This is a genomic window from Pseudonocardia cypriaca, from assembly GCF_006717045.1.
Taxonomy (GTDB): Bacteria; Actinomycetota; Actinomycetes; order Mycobacteriales; family Pseudonocardiaceae; genus Pseudonocardia; species Pseudonocardia cypriaca.
In genome coordinates this window covers 995,419-1,012,364 of the sequence record NZ_VFPH01000001.1, presented here as the reverse complement: position 1 = coordinate 1,012,364, position 16,946 = coordinate 995,419, and the positions used below count along the sequence as shown (strand labels likewise).

The following is a 16,946-nucleotide window of genomic DNA, read 5'->3' as shown; positions in this document are numbered from 1 at the left end:
CTGCTGGGTGCGATCCAACTCGGTCCCGGTCGCGGCGTGCCGTCCACCCCGGTGGAGGTCGGCCGGCCGCGGTGCTCACCGATCCCCGCGCAGGTAGCGGGTCACCATGGCGACCAGCTCGTTCTCGAACGTCTCGACGGGAATGGTCCGCGGGGCGGCCATGAACTTGTGGGTGTTCACCTCCACGGTGAACAGGATGAGCTCCGCGGCGACGTCGGGGTCGCCCACGCGGATGTCGGGGTGCCGGACGATGACGTCGCGGACCTGGGCCGTGCGCAGCTTCCCGTGCCGGTCGATCGTGTCGAGCAGCTCCTGGGAGACCGGCGCCTCCTCGATCATCACCCGGAGCAGCTGGGGGTCATCGCGGTGGTTGTCGATCGCGTCGCGGACGAGCGCGCGGACCGTCGCCTCCAGCGTCCCGGGCGACAGGTCGAGCTCGTCGGCGGCGGTCCAGGTGCCGCGGTCGATGTGCTGGATCAGGAGCTCGGCGAGGATGGCGTCCTTGTTCGGGAAGTACTGGTACAGCGAGCCGATGGAGATGCGGGCGCGCGCGGCGATGCGGTTGGTGGTGCCGCCCGCGTAGCCGTGCTCGGCGAAAACGTGAGCAGCCGCGGTGAGGATGCGCTCACGCGTGAGCTCGGCGCGGACCTGCCGCGGCCTCCGACGTGGCTCCAAGCGGCGGTTCGCCGACGGCATCCTGGTCCTCCTCCGGGGCGGCAAAAGCGAGTAGCAAATACCTGAGCTAATGCTCACAATAGTCGCATGAGCTGCGGAAACAATACGGTCTCCTGATGGTGCGTTCGAGCGCACTCCACCGCATGACGACGGTCGACGAGGTCGAGGCGGCACTCGGCCGCCCGCCGTCGATGATCATGCTCAAGCAGGTCGCCGCCCTCGACGAGGGCTGCCGGACCGTACTGGCGCACTGCCCGCTCGCGGGTTTCGGCTACCGCGATGCCGATGGGGTCAGCCGCACCACGTTCGTCGGCGGCAGGCCGGGATTCGTGCGCGTCCACTCGCCGACGTCGATGTCGTTCACCCTGCCCGATGGCGAGGCGCACGGCCCGGTGTCGTTCGTCTTCCTCCTGCCGGGCGTCGGGGAGACGTTGCGCGTCAACGGTTCCGTGGCCAGGCGGAAGGGTGCCGAGACGTTCGTCGACGTCGAGGAGGCGTACGTGCACTGCGCGCAGGCCGTCATCCGCTCGCGCCTGTGGCAGCCACCCGCTCCCTCCGAGCCCGCGCCCGAGGTGAAGGGCGAGGGCCCGCTGCGCGGACCCGGCGTCGCCGAGTTCCTCGCCGCCGCCCCGTTCCTCGCCCTGTCCACCTGGGACGGCACGGGTGGCAGCGACACCAGTCCGCGCGGGGACCGGCCGACCGTCGCGCGGATCCTCGACGGCCGGACGCTCGCCATCCCGGACCGCAAGGGCAACAAGCGCGCGGACAGCCTCCGCAACCTCCTCGAGGACGACCGGCTCTCGTTCGCCGCCCTCGTCCCGGGGCGGACCGGTGTGCTCCACGTCAGGGGCCGGGGCTCGATCACCGACGATCCGGCGTTGCTGGAGACGATGGCGTTGCGCGGGACGTCCCCGCACGCGGCGCTGCTCATCGACGTCGAACACGCCGAGGTCACCGCCAGCGACGCCGTGACGCGGTCGCGGGTGTGGAGCGCGGACGCGCACCTCGGTACCGGCAGCGCGCCGGACCTGATCGCGCTGGCCGGCGACCACCTTGCCGCGAACACGGCCGAAGCCGGGAACGGCCTGCTCGGTCGCGTGCTCGAGGTCGTCGCGCGGATTCCCGGGATCGCCCGGCTGCTGCGGCTGGTGACCGATCGCGCCTACCGGTCCGGGCTGCGGAAGGAGGGCTACGAGGACGTCGAGGTCGGCTCGCGGCGCGGTGGGCGGCTGAAGGGGCCCGCGGCGGAGAACCCGCTGCGGGAGGTGCGGATCGCCGAGGTGCGCCGGGAGACGCCCGGCGCGGTCACCCTCGTGCTGGAGGACGCCGAGGGCCCGGGCTCCTTCGACTTCCGGGCCGGGCAGTTCTTCACGCTGGTCGCGGACATCGACGGCCGACCCGTGCGGCGCGCCTACTCCGCGTCGTCGGCGCCCGGGGCGTCACGGCTGGAGGTCACGGTCAAGCACGTCGAAGGCGGCCGGTTCTCGGCCCACGTCCACCGGAACCTGCGCGCGGGTGACCGGCTGTCGCTGCGCGGTCCGTCCGGGGCGTTCCACGTCGACCCGGTGGCGGCGCACGAGGTCGTCCTGGTCGCCGCGGGCAGCGGTGTCACACCGATGATGAGCATGATCCGCACCCTCCTGGCGGCAGCTCCGACGACTGCGCGGATCGCGCTGCTCTACAGCAACCGCAGCGCGGAGGAGGTCATATTCGCCGACGAGCTCCTCCGGCTCGAGAACGAGAACCCGGAGCGGTTGTCGGTCACGCACGTCCTGACGCAGGAGCGCGGACGGCTCGACGCCGCGGGCGTGCGCGGCTGGCTCACCGAGCTGCGGCCGGCCGGGGACGCCCGGTACTACCTGTGCGGACCCGAGGCGCTGATGGACACGGTCAAGGGCGTCCTGACCGAGCTCGGTGTGCCGGACGACCGCGTGCACCACGAGCGCTACACCAGCGGGGCGGACCCGACGGCCACGGCCACCGGGCCGCAGGAGATGGTCGTCGAGGACGGGGCGCGCGAGGTCGGCTCGGTGGTGGTCGAGCCGGGCCAGACGCTTCTCGAGGCCGGGCTCGCGGCGGGGCTGCCGATGCCCTACTCGTGCACGGTCGGCAACTGCGGGGACTGCATGGTGAAGCTCCGTGGCGGGGAGGTCGCGACGACCGGGCCGAACTGCCTGACGCCGCAGCAGAAGGCCGACGGGTACGTCCTTACGTGCGTTGGCTGCCCGCTGTCGAAGGTCACCCTGGACATCGCCGAGCCGTGACGCCACGGCGCCCACCTCGTGCCCGCGAGTGAGCTTCGTGCGGAGTCCCGGCGGGCTACCGTGAGACGGTGACTTCGGAGCTGGGTGAGTTCCTCCGCAGCAGGCGGGGCGAGGTGCGGCCGGACGACGTGGGCCTGCCCGCCGGTCGGGCGCGCCGGGTGCCCGGACTGCGCCGCGAGGAGGTCGCACTGCTGGGCGGGGTGAGCGTCGACTACTACGTCCGGCTGGAGCAGGGCCGCGAACGCAACCCGTCGGCGCAGGTCCTCGACGCCCTGGCCGAAGCGCTGCGGCTCGACGACGACGCCCGCCAGCACGCCTTCCGGCTGGCCGGGCTAGCGCCCCGCCCGGTCTCGGCCCGCCCCGAGCAGGCGTCCCCGCACCTGCGGCAGCTCATGGACGGCTGGCCGGACACCCCAGCCGTCGTGCTCAGCCGCTGCTACGACGTGCTGGCCCGCAACCGCCTGGCCACCGCGCTGTACGACGTGTTCACCTACTCGGACAACCTGCTGCTCAACATCTTCCGCGACCCGGCCGCGCGGGCGTTCTACGCCGACTGGCAGCACGCCGCCGCCAACACCGTGGCCGGGTTCCGCCTGTCCACCGGCTCGATGCCCGACGACCCGCGGACGGCCGCGATCGTCGAGGAGCTGCACACCTCCAGCCCCGAGTTCCGCCGGCTGTGGGCCCGCAACCAGGCCCGCGGCAAGAGCGCCGAGGTCAAGACGTTCGCCCACCGCGACGTCGGCGCGATCACCGTGCACATGCAAACCTTCGACATCCGGGAGGCACCCGGCCAGCAGCTCGTCGTCTACCACGCCGAGCCCGGATCGCCGGATGCACAGGCCCTGAGACTGCTGGGCAGCATCGCCGCCACCCGGCAGTCGTTCGCGTAAGCCTGGGTGCGCCGCACCCAGGAGGTGCGCGGCCTCCTCAACCGGCCCGGTCCCCGCCAACCTGGAGACCGAACCGGAGGAGGAACGAGAGATGAGCAAAGTTGTTGCGGTGACCGGCGCGAGCAGCGGCATCGGCGAGGCCGCCGCGCTGCGGCTGGCCGCCGACGGACACCACGTCGTGCTCGGCGCGCGCCGCGAGGACCGGCTCACGTCCGTCGCGGAGAAGATCCGCGCCGCTGGCGGCAGCGCCGACGTGCGGCGGCTCGACGTCACCGACCGGCACGACACGGCGGCGTTCGTCGACGCGGCCGTGAACGCGCACGGCCGGATCGACGTCGTGGTCAACAACGCGGGCGTGATGCCGCTGTCGCCGCTGAGCGCACTGCTGGTCGACGATTGGGACCGGATGATCGACGTCAACGTCCGCGGCCTGCTGCACGGCATCGCCGCGGCGCTACCGCACTTCCAGCGGCAGGGCAGTGGCCACTTCGTGACGGTCGCCTCCATCGCCGCCCACGCCGTGTCGCCGACCGCCGCTGTCTACAGCGCCACCAAGCACGCGGCGTGGGCGATCTCGGAGGGACTGCGCCAGGAGGCCGACCCCAGCATCCGGGTCACCACCATCTCGCCCGGTGTGGTCGAGTCCGAGCTCGCCGAGACGATCACCGACCCCGCCACCCAGGCCCGGATCGCAACCTACCGGGCCAACACCATCCCCGCAGGCGCGATCGCCGACGCCATCGCCTACGCGATCGCGCAACCCGCCGACGTCGACGTCAACGAGATCGTCATCCGCCCCGCCCGGCAACGATGACACCGAGCACCTCGAACGGGCCGCGGTAGCGGGCGTCAGGAGGCGCGGGGCGCAGCCCCGCCCCCGACGGCGACCCGGTCGAGCCACTCCCGCAGGAGCCCGCGCTCGGCGTCGGTGAGCACCGTCAGCTCCGGCAGGAGGGCCCGCAGCGTGACGGCCGTGGCGACGGGCCCGGTACCGGCCTCGGTGCGGCCGGGCCCGTCGGTCGTGATGGTGGTGATCACCGACTCCCGGGCGAACTCGGACAGGGCGGGATCGCGCTGCTCGGGAGCCATGCCGATCAGCGTGAGCGTGATGCCGCGCCCGGTCGAGTGCACCAGGTGCGCGGCCCGCTCCTCGCTCACCCGTAGGCGCCCGGCCTCGGCGACGCGCCGGATGATGCCGGCGAGCACGGCGGCGGACTGGCGCTCGGCCGGGGACTCGGCGCCCGGCCGCGGCTCCCCGAAGACGAGCGCGTAGAGCGCGGGGTGCGCCAGCCCGAAGCCGACGTGCAGGTCCCAGCCCCGCCGCAGGTCAGCCACCGGGTCCGGGTCCGGGTCGTGAACGGTCTTGCTGTGCAGGTACTCGGCGATGCCGTTGCCTGCGACGGCGTCGAGCAGACCCTGCTTGTCGCCGAAGAGGCGGTAGATCGTCGGCGCCTGCACGCCCGCCGCGGCGCTCACCGCCCGCGTCGACACCGCCTCGCGCCCGCCCGTGGCCAGCAGCTCGGCCGCCGCCTCGACGATGCGCTCCCGGGTCGCCATCGCGTCCATGCTTCCGACGATAACAGATCTTTGTTATCGCTGGTTGCGTTATCGGCGGAAACGTGCTTCGGTTAGCAGCGGAAACAGACCGCTCGACGGGAGGACGAGGACGATGGACACGCGCAAGCTGGGCACGGACGGCCCCGAGGTCTCCGCACTGGGACTCGGCGCCCTGGGTATGTCCGACCTCTACGGCCCTGCCGACGAGGCCGAGAGCATCGCCACGATCCACGCGGCGATCGACGCCGGGATCAACCTGATCGACACCGGGGACTTCTACGGCTCCGGCCACAACGAGATGCTGATCCGCGACGCGCTCAGGCAGCGCGACCGCGACGACGTGGTGATCAGCGTCAAGTTCGGCAGCAGGCGCAGCCCCGACGGGGCCTTCCAGCCCGCCCCGCCCGACACCGACCCCGTCGCCGTCAAGGACCGCCTCGCGTACACCCTGCGCAGGCTCGGCACCGACCACGTCGACGTCTACCGCCCGACCAGGCTCAACCCGAACGTCCCGATCGAGGACACCGTGGGCGCCATCGCCGAGATGGTCCGGGCCGGCTACGTCCGCCACATCGGGCTCTCCGAGGTCGGCGCCGCAACGCTGCGCCGGGCCGCCGCCGTGCACCCGATCAGCGACCTGCAGATCGAGTACTCCCTGCTCACCCGCGGCATCGAGGCCGAGATCCTGCCCACCGCGCGCGAGCTCGGCATCGGCGTCACCGCCTACGGGGTGCTCTCCCGCGGCCTGCTGTCCGGCCACTGGACCCCCGACCGCGCCCTGACCGGCGGCGACTTCCGCGGCCACGTGCCCCGCTTCCGCGGTGAGAACCTGGCCGCCAACCTCGCCCTCGTCGACGCCCTGCGCACGGTGGCGGAGTCGATCGGGGCCACCGTCGCGCAGGTCGCGATCGCGTGGGTGGCCTCCCGCGGCACGGACGTCGTGCCGCTCGTCGGCGCCCGCCGACGCGACCGCCTGCAGGAGTCCCTCGCCGCCGCCGACCTCGTACTGGGCGACGACGTCCTCGGCGCGATCGAGGCGGCCGTGCCTGCCGGCGCTGCCGCCGGCGAGCGCTACCCCGAGCAGCAGATGGCCGTCCTCGACAGCGAGCGGTGACGAGATGCCCAGGACGTCTCGTTCGACCTTGCCTGCGCTGCTCGCCCTCGCGCTCGCGGCGGGGTGTGCGGCCACACCCGCCGGCGTCGGCTCGGCGCCCTCCGACAGCACCGGCGCCTCGAGCCGCAACTACCCCGACGACGACAGCGCTCCCGCGGTCAGCCCCGTGGTCCCACCGGTGACGGCCGCAGCACGAGAACCCGTCGCTCCCGTCGAGGTTCCGCGGCCGGGGGCGGTCACCGAGGTGGCCTCGGGACTGCGCATGCCCTGGGGGCTGACGTTCCTGCCCGACGGGTCGGCTCTGGTGTCGAGCCGCGACTCCGGCGACATCAGCCACGTCCCGCCGGGCGGCGGGCCGGTGTCGCGGGTCGGCACGGTCCCGGGGGTGAGCGAGAGCGCCGAGGGCGGCCTGCTGGGCCTCGCCGCCTCCCCGGACTTCGCCGTCGACCGCACCGTGTACGCCTACGCGTCCGCCAGCCCGACGAACCGGGTGGTCGCCGTGCAGATCGCCGAGGACCTGCGCTCCATGACCGTCGGACGGACCGTCCTGGACGGGATCGGAACGGCGGACCGCCACCACGGCGGCAAGCTGGTCTTCGACCGGGACGGCAACCTCTGGATCGGCACCGGCGACGCGTTCGAGGGCAGCCGCTCCCCCGACCCGGGCTCGCACAACGGGAAGGTGCTGCGGATCCGCCAGGACGGCTCGCCGGCAGCCGGCAACCCGCTCGGCACCGCCGTGTTCTCGCTGGGGCACCGCAACGTGCAGGGGATCGCCTTCGGGCCGGACGGCACGGTGTACGCGTCGGAGCTCGGCCACCGCACCTGGGACGAGGTCAACGTCCTACGGCCCGGCCTGGACTACGGGTGGCCCGAGACCGAGGGCGTCGAAGGGTCCACCGGCGAACCGCCGATCTTCGCCCTGCACCCGGACGAGGCGTCGCCGTCCGGAATCGCCTTCGCCGGCGACTCGCTGTGGATGGGAGCCCTGTCCGGGCAGCGGCTCTGGCAGCTCCCGGTCAGCGCGGGCCGGCCTGCCGGCGAGCCGATCTCGCACTTCATCGGCCGGTACGGACGGATCCGCGCGGTCGAGGTCGCACCGGACGGGGCGCTGTGGATCGTCACCTCCAACACCGACGAGGCGACCTGGGGAGGCACCGACCCCCGTCCCGACGACGACCGGATCCTCCGTGTCGAGCTGATCGCCCGGTGACCGGCCCGGGCTCCACCGGGTTCAGCCCGGCAGCAGGTGCGACACGAGACTGCGTGTCCATTCGGCGGTGAGGGGCAGGTCGGTGAATACGGCGCGGTAGTAGAGGGGAGCGAGCACGGCGTCCATCGTGCGTTCGAGGGTCGGCGCCGGATTGCCCCGCGCCCGTTCCCGTTCGAGCATGGCCTCGAGCTGGTGCTGGCGCTCTCCGAGACACGCTGCGGCGCCCTGCTCGCCGCCCGTGCCGATGGTCGCGCGAACCAGGGCGAGGGTGTCCGGGTCGCCGAGGTCCTTGGCGAGATCGGACGCGTAGCGCTCCAGGTCCCCGCGGAGGCTCCCGGTGTCCGGCACCACGATGCCGCCGGAGAAGCGGCTGGTCGTGACGTCGGCGAGCAGTTCGCCGATGGAGCCCCAACGGCGGTAGACCGTGGTGGCGTGCACGCCCGCGCGGGCGGCGACGACCGGGATCGTCAGCGCGTCGTTGGCGTCCTCGGCGACCAGCTCCTCGACGGCCCGGTGGACGGCCGCCCGGACTCGGGCGGACCGGCCGCCGGGGCGGCTACCGGCGTGGGGCGCGGAAGAGGTCGCAGCGGGCACATGACCAGTATCGCATTGATCGCTGCGTTTTTAGTGCAGTGATCACTGCGTTTGAGGTACGGTGACAGCCACTAACGCAACGATCACTGCGAGGTCGGATGTCCGTTCAACCCGCCGCCTCCACCGTCGGCGGTGCACACCGCGCGCCGTCGAAGAGCGCCTTCCCCTACGTCGCCGCCGTCTTCGTCCTCTTCATGGCCGCCTCCGGCGCACCGTCCCCGCTCTACGCCGTGTACCAGCAGCAATGGCAGTTCACGGCGTGGGTGCTGACCATCGTCTTCGCCCTCTACGTGGTGGGCCTGCTCGGCTCGCTGCTCGTCGTCGGGGCGCTGTCGGACCATCTCGGTCGCCGGCCGGTGCTCGCCGGGGCGATCGGACTGGAGCTGGTCGCCCTCGTCCTGTTCGCCCTCGCCGGCGACGTCGTCGTCCTCTCCGCGGCCAGGGTGCTGCAGGGCATCGCGACTGGGGCGGCGGCGACCACACTGAGCGCCGCTCTCGTCGATCTCGAACCGCCGCTCGCCCGCGTGGTCACCTCGGTGGCCCCGCTGACCGGGCTCGCCGTCGGCGCGCTCGGCTCGGGAGTGCTGGTGGAGTTCGGTCCCGCCCCCACCCGGCTGGTCTACGCAGTGCTGTTCGGCGGGATGGTGCTGGCGGCGGTGGTCGTCGCCCTCATGCCGGAGACGTCGCCGCGCCGACCGGGCGCCCTCGCCTCCCTGCGTCCACGGGTCGCGATGCCCGCGCACCTGCGCGGGGACATCGTCCCGGTGGTGCCGGCGATGATCGCAGGCTGGGCACTGGCCGGGATGTACCTCTCGCTCGGCCCGTCCCTCGCCGCCGAGTTGCTCGGCCAGGACAACCGCCTGGTCGGCGGCGCCGTCGTCACGCTGCTGACGGGCACCGGGGCGCTCGCGATCTTCCTGCTCCGTTCCCGGCCCGCGTCCTCGCTGCTGGCCCCCTCGTCCGCGCTGCTCGGGCTCGGCACCCTGGTATCGCTCGCCGGGGCGGCGGGGGGATCGGGCCCGCTCGCCGCCGTCGGCACCGTCGTCGCGGGTCTCGGCTTCGGCGCGTCGGTGCTGGCGACGTTCGGCACCTTCGCCCGGATCGCCGAGCCGCACGAGCGCAGCGCCGTCTTCGCCCTGGCCAACATCATCGGCTACCTGGGGAACAGCGTGCCCGCCGTGCTCGGCGGAGTCGCCGTCACCGCCCTGGGGCTCGAGACCGCCACGGAGATCTACGCGCTGGCGATCGTGGTGATCACCTTCACCGCGTTCGTCCTGCGCCTGAACCAGGTACGTGCGCAGCGCCGCGCCGTCACGAACGAGGAGACAGCATGACCACGGCAAGGCCCAAGGCGAACCTCGAGATCCGGCGATCGGGACACACGACGATCCGGTACACGGCCAGCGGTCCGGCCGGAGGCCCGACGCTGGTCCTCATCCACGGATGGGCGTGCAACCGCAGCGACTTCGACGCGGTGACCGACCACCTGCCCGAGGACCACCGCGTCCTCGCGGTCGACCTCGCCGAACACGGCGAGTCACGATCGACGCGGGACGTCTGGACCATTGAGGAGTTCGCTCGCGACGTGGCGGCGGTGCTGGAGGCCGAGTCGGTGGACACCGCCGTCGTGGCGGGGCACTCCCTCGGCGGGGCGGTCGCCGTCGAAGTCGGCCGGCTCCTCCCAGGCACGGTCTCGCACGTGGTCGCACTCGACTCGCTGACCTACCTCTCCCTGTTCCCGGCGCAGAGCGCAGAACAGACCGACGCGATGGTGCGCATGTTCCGCGGGGACTTCGCCGCAGCGGTGCGGGGCCTCGTCGAGGGAGGCTCACCCGCGGGGTTCGACCCAGCCCTGAAGGACGCGTACTTCGAGAAGATGGTCGCGGTGCGGCAGCCCGCGGGTCTGCGTTCCATCGAGGGGCTCGTGCACTGGGACATGGACGCGGCGCTGCGCGAGACGAAGCAGCCGATCACCGTGTTCGCGATCCGCGACCTGGCGGCGCGAGAAGCGATCGATCGCTACGGGGACCGCTTCGACATCGTGCTCGTGGACCTGGGCAGCCACCACTTCCCGGTGGAGGCACCGGAAGGCACGGCGAAGCTCCTGGCCGGCATCACCACCGGGTCGGGGCCGGGCACCGGCGCCACCGAGGGCGGGCGCCCGGCCTGACGGGTCACCCGGCGGCCTCGTAGCCGGTCTGTTGGATCTGCAGGTACCGGTCCAGTCCGAGGTTGCGCAGGCCGTCGAGGTAGGCGTTCCACGCGCTGTCGTCGTCGACGTCCAGCTGCCCGGTGACGAACTGCAGGCTCGACTGCGCGACGTGGTTCTCGATGTTCGTCTGGAGCGTGGCGAGCTCGCCTGCGACGTCGGGCTCGACCCAGACGTTCCAGTACGGGAACACCTGGTCCTGGGGCGTCTTGCCCTCGTACAGCTTGGTGGCCTCGTAGAGGCGCCGCTCGCCGCCTTCCGGGCTGTAGATGTCGGTGGACTGCACCTGGGCGTTGCGGAACTCCTCGGTCGAGTAGTAGCCGGCCGCGGCACCCCACGGCCCCTCCGGGTCCCGCGGGGCCTCGGGGTCGGTGGGCACCTGCTCGAACACCGGGGTCAGGTTCGGGTCGAGGGCGACGTCACCGGGGCCGGGTCGCAACCACCCCTCACCCTCGTCACCGAACTGGCCGATGATGTTCCCCTCTTGGGTGTGGAACCAGTCGAGGATCTTGATCGCCGCGATCTGCTCCTCCTCGGTGGCCTCGGCGGTGATCAGGAAGGTGGCCCCGGGGAGGGTGGAGAGGTTGTAGGAGGCGTAGCTCACGCCGGTGGGACCGGTCAGGGGTGGCACCGGGTCGTACAGCTTGTCGCGCCCGTCCGGGTGCCCGGTGGTGACCAGGAGCGCCGGGTGCTGGACGGTGGCGGCGCCGACGACGGGCGCGCCGTCGAGGTCACCCTTGGCCATCAGCGCGTCCCGGTTCTGCGAGAACGCGCCCGGGTCGATCAGCCCCTCCGCGTTGAGCGACGCCAGGTATCGCAGCCCTTCGCGCCACCCTGGCTGGGCGGCCTGCAGCTGGACCCGCCCGTTGTTCAGGGCGAGCGTCGAGGGGAAGGCGTTGCCCGACTGCGGGTCGTAGAGGAACGCGTTCATGAAGTACGGCAGGAGCGTGTCGGACGTGCTGCCCGACAGCGGGATCTCGTCGGGTTGCCCGTTGCCGTTCGGGTCCCGGGTCTTGAACGCCCGCAGGACCTCGCGCATCTCCTCCGTGGTGGTCGGCATCGGCAGACCGACCTTCCGCAACCAGTCGGAGTTCATCCACAGCTTCGCGCCGTACGAGCAGTGGAAGCAGTCGTTCCACTGCGGCATCCCGTAGATCTTGCCGTCGGGCGCGGTGGCGAGCCTGCGCAGTTCCGGGGTCTCCTCGAACGCCTTCTTGATGTTCGGCGCGTGCTGTTCGATCAGGTCGTTCAGCGGCACGGCGATGCCCTGCCGGCCCAGTCGCAGCAGCTCCACCTGGTTGAACTGGTCGACCCAGGGAATCAGCATGTACACGTCCGGCAGATCACCGCTCGCGAGCGAGATCTGCCGTTTCTCCTTCGCCGCCGAGGCGTCGTAGGTGGACGTCTCGAAACGCATCGTGACGCCGAACTTCTCCTGCAGGACCTTGGTGGTCGTGCTCTGGGACATGTCCACCCCCGCCAGCTGCGGGATGAAGACGGTGAGCGTCCCGTCATCGGCCTGACCTCCGGTGGAGCAGGCGGTCAAAGGCACGACGGCGATGGTCAGGGCAGCGAGCAGGGACGCCGGCCTGCGGAGTCTGGGCAGCACTGTGGACACCTCTTCGATGAGATGAATGCGGAGCGGAGAACGACGCGACGGCATCAGCCCTTGACGGCGCCGATCATGATTCCCTTCGTGAAATAGCGGGCGACGAACGGGTAGATGAGCAGGACCGGCACCGTTGACACCACGATCAGCGAGTACTTCAGGAGGTCGGCGAGCTGCTGGTGCTCGAGCGCCTGGGTGTCGCCGAGACCGCCGCCCTGCTGGTTGAGGATGAGGATGTTGCGCAGGATGAGCTGCAGCGGATAGAGGTCGTCGCTCTTGAGGTACAGCAGCGCGTCGAAGTAGGAGTTCCACTGCGTGATCGCGTACATGAGTGCGATGACCGCGAGCATCGGTTTCGCCAACGGGAGGACGATCGACCAGAGCACGCGCAGGTCGCTCGCCCCGTCCATTTCCGCGGCCTCGACCAGTTCCTGGGGAATCGAGTACCGGAAGTAGGTCCGCGCGATGATGACCTGCCACACCCCCACCGCCTGGGGCAGGAGCAGTGCCCAGCGGGTGTCGAGCATTCCGAGCGACTGCACCACGAGGTAGGTCGGGATGACCCCGCCCGCGAAGAGCATCGTGAAGACGACGAGCCGCGTGATCACGCTGCCGCCCGGGAAGTCGGTGCGCGAGAGCGGATAGGCGATCGCCACCGTGAGCGCGACGCTGATCAGCGTGCCCCCGACCGTGTAGAACAGGGAGTTCGCGAACCCGGTGAGGATCTGCGCGTCCCCGAGGACGACCTGGTAGCCGCGGAGGGTGAAGTCGACGGGCCAGAGCAGCACCCGGCCGGACGAGACCGCGGCCGGGTCGCTGAACGAGCTGGCGAGGATGTAGAGCAGCGGCACGAGCACCACGGCGAGGAACGTCAGCAGGAGCACGTAGACGATGGCCAGGAAGACGCGGTCGACACCGGTCTCGTGCATCCGGCGTCCGGGCCCCCGCCGGCGCGAGGCGACCGGACGCGGACCCCGCTCCTCGGTGCGGGCCCCGCCTCGGCCGGGGATCTGATCAGTCGTCATCGGCCTCGCCTCTCGTACCCGGTCACCACAGCCCGCTCCCGGTCACGCGCTTGGCGACGCGGTTGACGGCGACGAGCAGCACAAGGTTGATCGCCGAGTTGAACAGGCCGACCGCCGTCGCACGGCTGAAGTCGGCGTTGAGGAGTCCCGTCTTGTAGACGTACGTCGCGATGATCTCCGACTGGCCCAGGTTGAGCGGGTTCTGGAACAGGAACGCCTTCTCGAACCCGATGGCCATGATGTTGCCGACGCCGAGGATCAGCACGATGACCGCGGTGGGCATGATCCCCGGCAGGTCGACGTGGATGATCTTCTGCAGTCGGGAGGCACCGTCCACCCGCGCGGCTTCGTAGAGGGACGGGTCGATCCCGGCCAGTGCAGCCATGTAGACGACGGCCGAGTAGCCGGCGGTCTGCCAGATGTCGCTCCAGACGTAGATGTGGCGGAAGTAGTCCGGGTCGCCGAGGAAGTCGACCGAGCTGATCCCGAAAAATCCGATCGTCTCGTCCACCAGGCCGATGCGTGGGGACAGGATCAGGATCGTCATGGACACGACCACCACGGTCGAGATGAAGTACGGCGCATAGGTGACCAGCTGGACGGTGCGCCGGAACAACTCCTGCCGTATCTCGTTGAGCGCGAGCGCCAGGATGATCGGTATGGGGAAGCTCGCGATCAGGAAATACGCCGAGAGCAGGAAGGTGTTGCGCACCAGCGTCCAGAACACCGGGTTCTCGAAGAACGCCCGGAAGTGCTCGAGGCCGACCCACTCACTGCCCCAGACGCCGCGGACGACGCTGTACTCCTTGAACGCGATGACCGCGTTGACCATCGGCACGTACTTGAACACGGCGAAATACGCCAGCGGGGCGATCACCAGCAGGTAGAGCTGCCAGCGGCGGCGGATGGAACGGCGCGCCGCCGCCCACCCCGCGTTCTGCCGACGGATCGGCCGCGGCGGACCCTTCGCGCCTGCCGTCGGCCCCGGGACCAGTGGGACCCCTGACACCATCGCGGCACCTCCTTCGCTGCCGTCGCGGCCGTGGAACTCGCGAGCACCGCCGAGGTCACTCGGGAGCGCCCGATCGGCCTAACCAGAGCGCCCAGTCATGGGATGACTTTATAGACTGTGAGCTGGAACGCGTCCAGTGTCACCGCGCGGCATAGGCGTACACCTGCGATTACTCGCCATTCGCGTCGATGGGCGCCACACTCTCCCTGCGACCCGGGCCAGCACATGGGATGTCTCGCAGGCCGCGACCATGCTGCTGGGCACGGTGCACGCGCCCAGACCCGAAGGAGGGGGCCGATGTCGCTGACCGAGAAGGTCATCGCCGAGATCCGGGAGCTGATCCGTACCGGCGAGCTCCAACCCGGTTCGAAGCTTCCCCCCGAACAGCAGCTCGCCGCGCGGTTGGGCGTCGGACGCAACCTGCTCCGGGAGGCCGTCCAGGTCCTCGCGGCATCCCGCGTACTGGAGGTGCGGCGCGGCAGCGGCACCTACGTCACGACGCTCGAACCGAGGCTACTCCTCGAAGGCGTCGGCCACGCGGTGGAGCTGATCCGCGCCGACGACCTGCTGGAGCTCACGGAGGTCCGCCGCCTGTTCGAGCCGGTGGCGACGGCACTCGCGGCCGTCCGGATCACCCCTGACCAGCTGCTGCGGGTCCAGGCCCACCTCGAGGCGATGCACGAGGCGGCGAACGACGTGGAACAGCTCAACCGGCACGACGCGGCCTTCCACCGCGAGGTCATCGCCGCCACCGGGAACGAGACACTCAGCACCCTGCTCGAGGGCATCTCGAGCCGAACCATCCGTTCCCGCGTGTGGCGCGGCCTGGTCGACGCCGAATCCACGTGGCGCACGCTGGCCGACCACCAGGAGATCTACGCAGCGCTCGCGGTGGGAGACCCCGCCCTCGCCCAGGCCGCCGCCCTCATGCACGTGCACAACACCGAGCGATGGCTGCGCAACCACCTGCCGGACTGAGCACCACCCACCTGTCCCGCGCACGACGGTGATTACGGACCAGTAGTCGGCGCACCGGCACCACGCGGGGTCGCCCATTCCTTCGTAGGTTCAGAACCGGCCACATCGCACGGAGTGGCTCCGCGGGCGGAAGCGAGAAGACATGCACCGAGGCCCATACGAGGCGACGTTCGAATCGCTGCAGCAGTTCCGCTGCCCGGACTGGTTCCGCAACGCGAAGCTCGGCATCTGGTCGCACTGGGGTGCGCAGTCCGTGCCGCGGCAGGGCGATTGGTACGCCCGCAACATGTACATCCCGGGTACGCACGCCTACCGGCACCACTGGCGCAACTACGGGCATCCGTCGAAGTCCGGGTACAAGGACATCGTCACCCGGTGGAAGGCGGAACGTTTCGATCCGGACGCCCTGGCCGATCTGTACGCGCGAGCCGGCGCGCGCTATCTCGTGGCGCAGGCCGTCCACCACGACCACTTCCTCAACTACCCTTCCGCGATCCACCGGTGGAACGCCGGCGCGATGGGACCGCGAAAGGACATCGTCGGGCTCTGGCACGATGCCGCCCGAGCGCGCGGCCTCCGCTTCGGGATCACCGAGCACCTCGGCGCGACGTACACCTGGATGGCCAGGAGCAAGGGGGCCGACGCCACGGGGCCGTACGCCGGGTTGCCGTACGACGGGAACGACCCCGAGTTCGAGGACCTGTACCTCCCGGGTCCGGTCGGGCGCGATCGTTCGAGCGGCGCCGCTGTGCAGGAACCGTGGTACGCACCCGACCCGTGGTGGCACCGGAGGTGGCTGGACCTGGTCACCGAGATGGTCGACCGCTACCGGCCCGACCTGCTCTACTCCGACGGCCCGCTGCCGTTCGGCGCCGGCGCGTTCGAGCCGGGTCTCCAGGCCGTCTCCCACCTCTACAACACGAGCGCAGCCGGTCACGACGGGGAGAACCAGGCCGTCTACAACCAGAAGGGGCGTGGCCCGGACCTGGAGGCGATCGGGGTGCTCGACATCGAGCGCAGCCAGGAGCCGGACGCCAGGCCGTTCGTCTGGCAGACCGACACCTGCGTGGGCCAGTGGTTCTACGACGACCGCGCGGAGTACAAGACCCCCGGCCACGTCATCGAGCTCCTGATCGACATCGTCGCCAAGAACGGGAACCTGCTGCTCAACATCCCCCAGCTGCCGGACGGCTCGATCGACGAGGAATGCACGTTCCTGCTCGAGGAGCTCGCGGGGTGGATCGCCGCGTGCGGCGAGGGGATCCACGGCACGAGGCCGTTCCGGACGTGCGGTGAAGGGCCCAGCCAGGTCGCGATCGAGGGATTCCGCGAGGACGCGGTCGACTGGACCGCGGAGGACTTCCGGTTCACGCAGCGGGATCAGACGCTGTACGCGTTCCAGATGCGGTGGCCGGCCGACGGACGAGCGGTGATCAAGAGCCTGGGTCCGGACGAACGGGTCTCCGCGGTCCGGCTGCTCGGCGCCGGTGAGCTCGCGTTCGAGCAGAACACCGAGCAGGTGACGATCACGCTGCCCGCGAAGCCGCCCACGCGCTACCCGCACTGCCTCGCGTTGCAGCTCTGAATCGAGGTGGACGCCCGCGTAGAAGGGGTCGAGTCACCGGTTGGCCATGAGATGGCTCTGGGCGTCGTCCGCAGGCGGGCACCAGTTGCTACGAGACAACGGGTGGCCAGCGCTCTTGCCCGGCCCCGTCCAGTGGCGGTCGCGGGCATGATCCGGTGTAGCGGTTCGCTACTGCTGTGGCGGCAGCCATGGGCAACCGATACACGCGATCTTGGTGG

The 16,946-nt window shown here is 70.9% G+C and carries 15 protein-coding genes; 9 read left to right on the top strand and 6 right to left on the bottom strand.

All coding sequences use genetic code 11. The annotated features are described in order from the left end of the window. Positions 1-75 precede the first annotated feature (75 nt). Positions 76-696, bottom strand: a complete 621-nt coding sequence (locus FB388_RS04730; RefSeq protein WP_142097390.1) for a TetR/AcrR family transcriptional regulator — start codon at positions 694-696, stop codon at positions 76-78. A 95-nt stretch (positions 697-791) separates the two neighbouring features. Between FB388_RS04730 and FB388_RS04725 the strand changes: the two genes are divergently transcribed. From FB388_RS04725 to FB388_RS04715, 3 genes are all read left to right on the top strand, one after another. Further along, complete coding sequence (locus FB388_RS04725; protein WP_211361767.1) at positions 792-2,939, top strand: 2Fe-2S iron-sulfur cluster-binding protein; 2,148 nt, start codon at positions 792-794, stop codon at positions 2,937-2,939. A gap of 68 nt (positions 2,940-3,007) precedes the next feature. Further along, entirely contained in the window at positions 3,008-3,832 is an 825-nt protein-coding gene (locus FB388_RS04720; RefSeq protein WP_142097387.1) for a helix-turn-helix domain-containing protein, read from the top strand. A gap of 91 nt (positions 3,833-3,923) precedes the next feature. Then, positions 3,924-4,646 (top strand): SDR family oxidoreductase, encoded by a 723-nt coding sequence (locus FB388_RS04715; RefSeq protein ID WP_142097384.1) that lies wholly within the window; start codon positions 3,924-3,926, stop codon positions 4,644-4,646. Between the two features lie 35 nt (positions 4,647-4,681). Here the strand turns inward: FB388_RS04715 and FB388_RS04710 are convergent, their stop codons facing one another. Further along, on the bottom strand, positions 4,682-5,389 hold the full coding sequence (locus FB388_RS04710; protein ID WP_142102580.1) for a TetR/AcrR family transcriptional regulator: 708 nt from the start codon (positions 5,387-5,389) through the stop codon (positions 4,682-4,684). A gap of 112 nt (positions 5,390-5,501) precedes the next feature. On the opposite strand from FB388_RS04710, the gene FB388_RS04705 reads away from it, so the two are divergent. Both FB388_RS04705 and FB388_RS04700 read left to right on the top strand, forming a co-directional pair. Next, positions 5,502-6,503, top strand: a complete 1,002-nt coding sequence (locus tag FB388_RS04705; protein WP_142097381.1) for an aldo/keto reductase — start codon at positions 5,502-5,504, stop codon at positions 6,501-6,503. Between the two features lie 4 nt (positions 6,504-6,507). After that, complete coding sequence (locus FB388_RS04700; protein WP_142097379.1) at positions 6,508-7,716, top strand: PQQ-dependent sugar dehydrogenase; 1,209 nt, start codon at positions 6,508-6,510, stop codon at positions 7,714-7,716. Between the two features lie 21 nt (positions 7,717-7,737). On the opposite strand, the gene FB388_RS04695 is transcribed toward FB388_RS04700, so the two are convergent. Then, positions 7,738-8,310, bottom strand: coding sequence for a TetR/AcrR family transcriptional regulator (locus FB388_RS04695; RefSeq protein WP_142097376.1), 573 nt, complete (start codon positions 8,308-8,310; stop codon positions 7,738-7,740). Between the two features lie 98 nt (positions 8,311-8,408). Here FB388_RS04695 and FB388_RS04690 point away from each other — a divergent pair, with 98 nt between their 5' ends. Beyond that, positions 8,409-9,644: an MFS transporter gene (locus FB388_RS04690; protein ID WP_142097373.1), complete on the top strand. Its 1,236-nt coding sequence runs from the start codon at positions 8,409-8,411 to the stop codon at positions 9,642-9,644. Beyond that, on the top strand, positions 9,641-10,480 hold the full coding sequence (locus tag FB388_RS04685) for an alpha/beta fold hydrolase (protein ID WP_142097371.1): 840 nt from the start codon (positions 9,641-9,643) through the stop codon (positions 10,478-10,480). The genes FB388_RS04690 and FB388_RS04685 overlap by 4 nt, the downstream gene beginning before the upstream one ends. A gap of 4 nt (positions 10,481-10,484) precedes the next feature. On the opposite strand, the gene FB388_RS04680 is transcribed toward FB388_RS04685, so the two are convergent. From FB388_RS04680 to FB388_RS04670, 3 genes are read right to left on the bottom strand one after another with little or no spacing between them, the layout of a single operon-like run. Beyond that, positions 10,485-12,128, bottom strand: a complete 1,644-nt coding sequence (locus FB388_RS04680) for an extracellular solute-binding protein (RefSeq protein ID WP_170225468.1) — start codon at positions 12,126-12,128, stop codon at positions 10,485-10,487. Between the two features lie 53 nt (positions 12,129-12,181). Next, positions 12,182-13,153: a carbohydrate ABC transporter permease gene (locus FB388_RS04675; RefSeq protein WP_142097365.1), complete on the bottom strand. Its 972-nt coding sequence runs from the start codon at positions 13,151-13,153 to the stop codon at positions 12,182-12,184. 22 nt (positions 13,154-13,175) lie between these two features. Further along, a complete protein-coding gene (locus tag FB388_RS04670; RefSeq protein ID WP_142097363.1) occupies positions 13,176-14,165 on the bottom strand; it encodes an ABC transporter permease in 990 nt (329 codons plus the stop codon). Positions 14,166-14,462: 297 nt separating this feature from the next. Here FB388_RS04670 and FB388_RS04665 point away from each other — a divergent pair, with 297 nt between their 5' ends. Beyond that, entirely contained in the window at positions 14,463-15,143 is a 681-nt protein-coding gene (locus FB388_RS04665; protein WP_142097360.1) for a FadR/GntR family transcriptional regulator, read from the top strand. Positions 15,144-15,285: 142 nt separating this feature from the next. After that, on the top strand, positions 15,286-16,728 hold the full coding sequence (locus tag FB388_RS04660) for an alpha-L-fucosidase (RefSeq protein ID WP_142097357.1): 1,443 nt from the start codon (positions 15,286-15,288) through the stop codon (positions 16,726-16,728). The last annotated feature ends 218 nt before the right edge of the window (positions 16,729-16,946 follow it).

Excerpts from the sequence above, each read along its gene's own strand:
- FB388_RS04690 (WP_142097373.1), top strand. The coding sequence starts at position 8,409 with ATGTCCGTTCAACCCGCCGCCTCCACCGTCGGCGGTGCACACCGCGCG.
- FB388_RS04675 (WP_142097365.1), bottom strand. The coding sequence starts at position 13,153 with ATGACGACTGATCAGATCCCCGGCCGAGGCGGGGCCCGCACCGAGGAG.
- FB388_RS04725 (WP_211361767.1), top strand. The coding sequence starts at position 792 with ATGGTGCGTTCGAGCGCACTCCACCGCATGACGACGGTCGACGAGGTC.
- FB388_RS04715 (WP_142097384.1), top strand. The coding sequence starts at position 3,924 with ATGAGCAAAGTTGTTGCGGTGACCGGCGCGAGCAGCGGCATCGGCGAG.
- FB388_RS04730 (WP_142097390.1), bottom strand. The coding sequence starts at position 696 with ATGCCGTCGGCGAACCGCCGCTTGGAGCCACGTCGGAGGCCGCGGCAG.
- FB388_RS04710 (WP_142102580.1), bottom strand. The coding sequence starts at position 5,389 with ATGGCGACCCGGGAGCGCATCGTCGAGGCGGCGGCCGAGCTGCTGGCC.
- FB388_RS04705 (WP_142097381.1), top strand. The coding sequence starts at position 5,502 with ATGGACACGCGCAAGCTGGGCACGGACGGCCCCGAGGTCTCCGCACTG.
- FB388_RS04660 (WP_142097357.1), top strand. The coding sequence starts at position 15,286 with ATGCACCGAGGCCCATACGAGGCGACGTTCGAATCGCTGCAGCAGTTC.
- FB388_RS04700 (WP_142097379.1), top strand. The coding sequence starts at position 6,508 with ATGCCCAGGACGTCTCGTTCGACCTTGCCTGCGCTGCTCGCCCTCGCG.
- FB388_RS04670 (WP_142097363.1), bottom strand. The coding sequence starts at position 14,165 with ATGGTGTCAGGGGTCCCACTGGTCCCGGGGCCGACGGCAGGCGCGAAG.
- FB388_RS04665 (WP_142097360.1), top strand. The coding sequence starts at position 14,463 with ATGTCGCTGACCGAGAAGGTCATCGCCGAGATCCGGGAGCTGATCCGT.
- FB388_RS04685 (WP_142097371.1), top strand. The coding sequence starts at position 9,641 with ATGACCACGGCAAGGCCCAAGGCGAACCTCGAGATCCGGCGATCGGGA.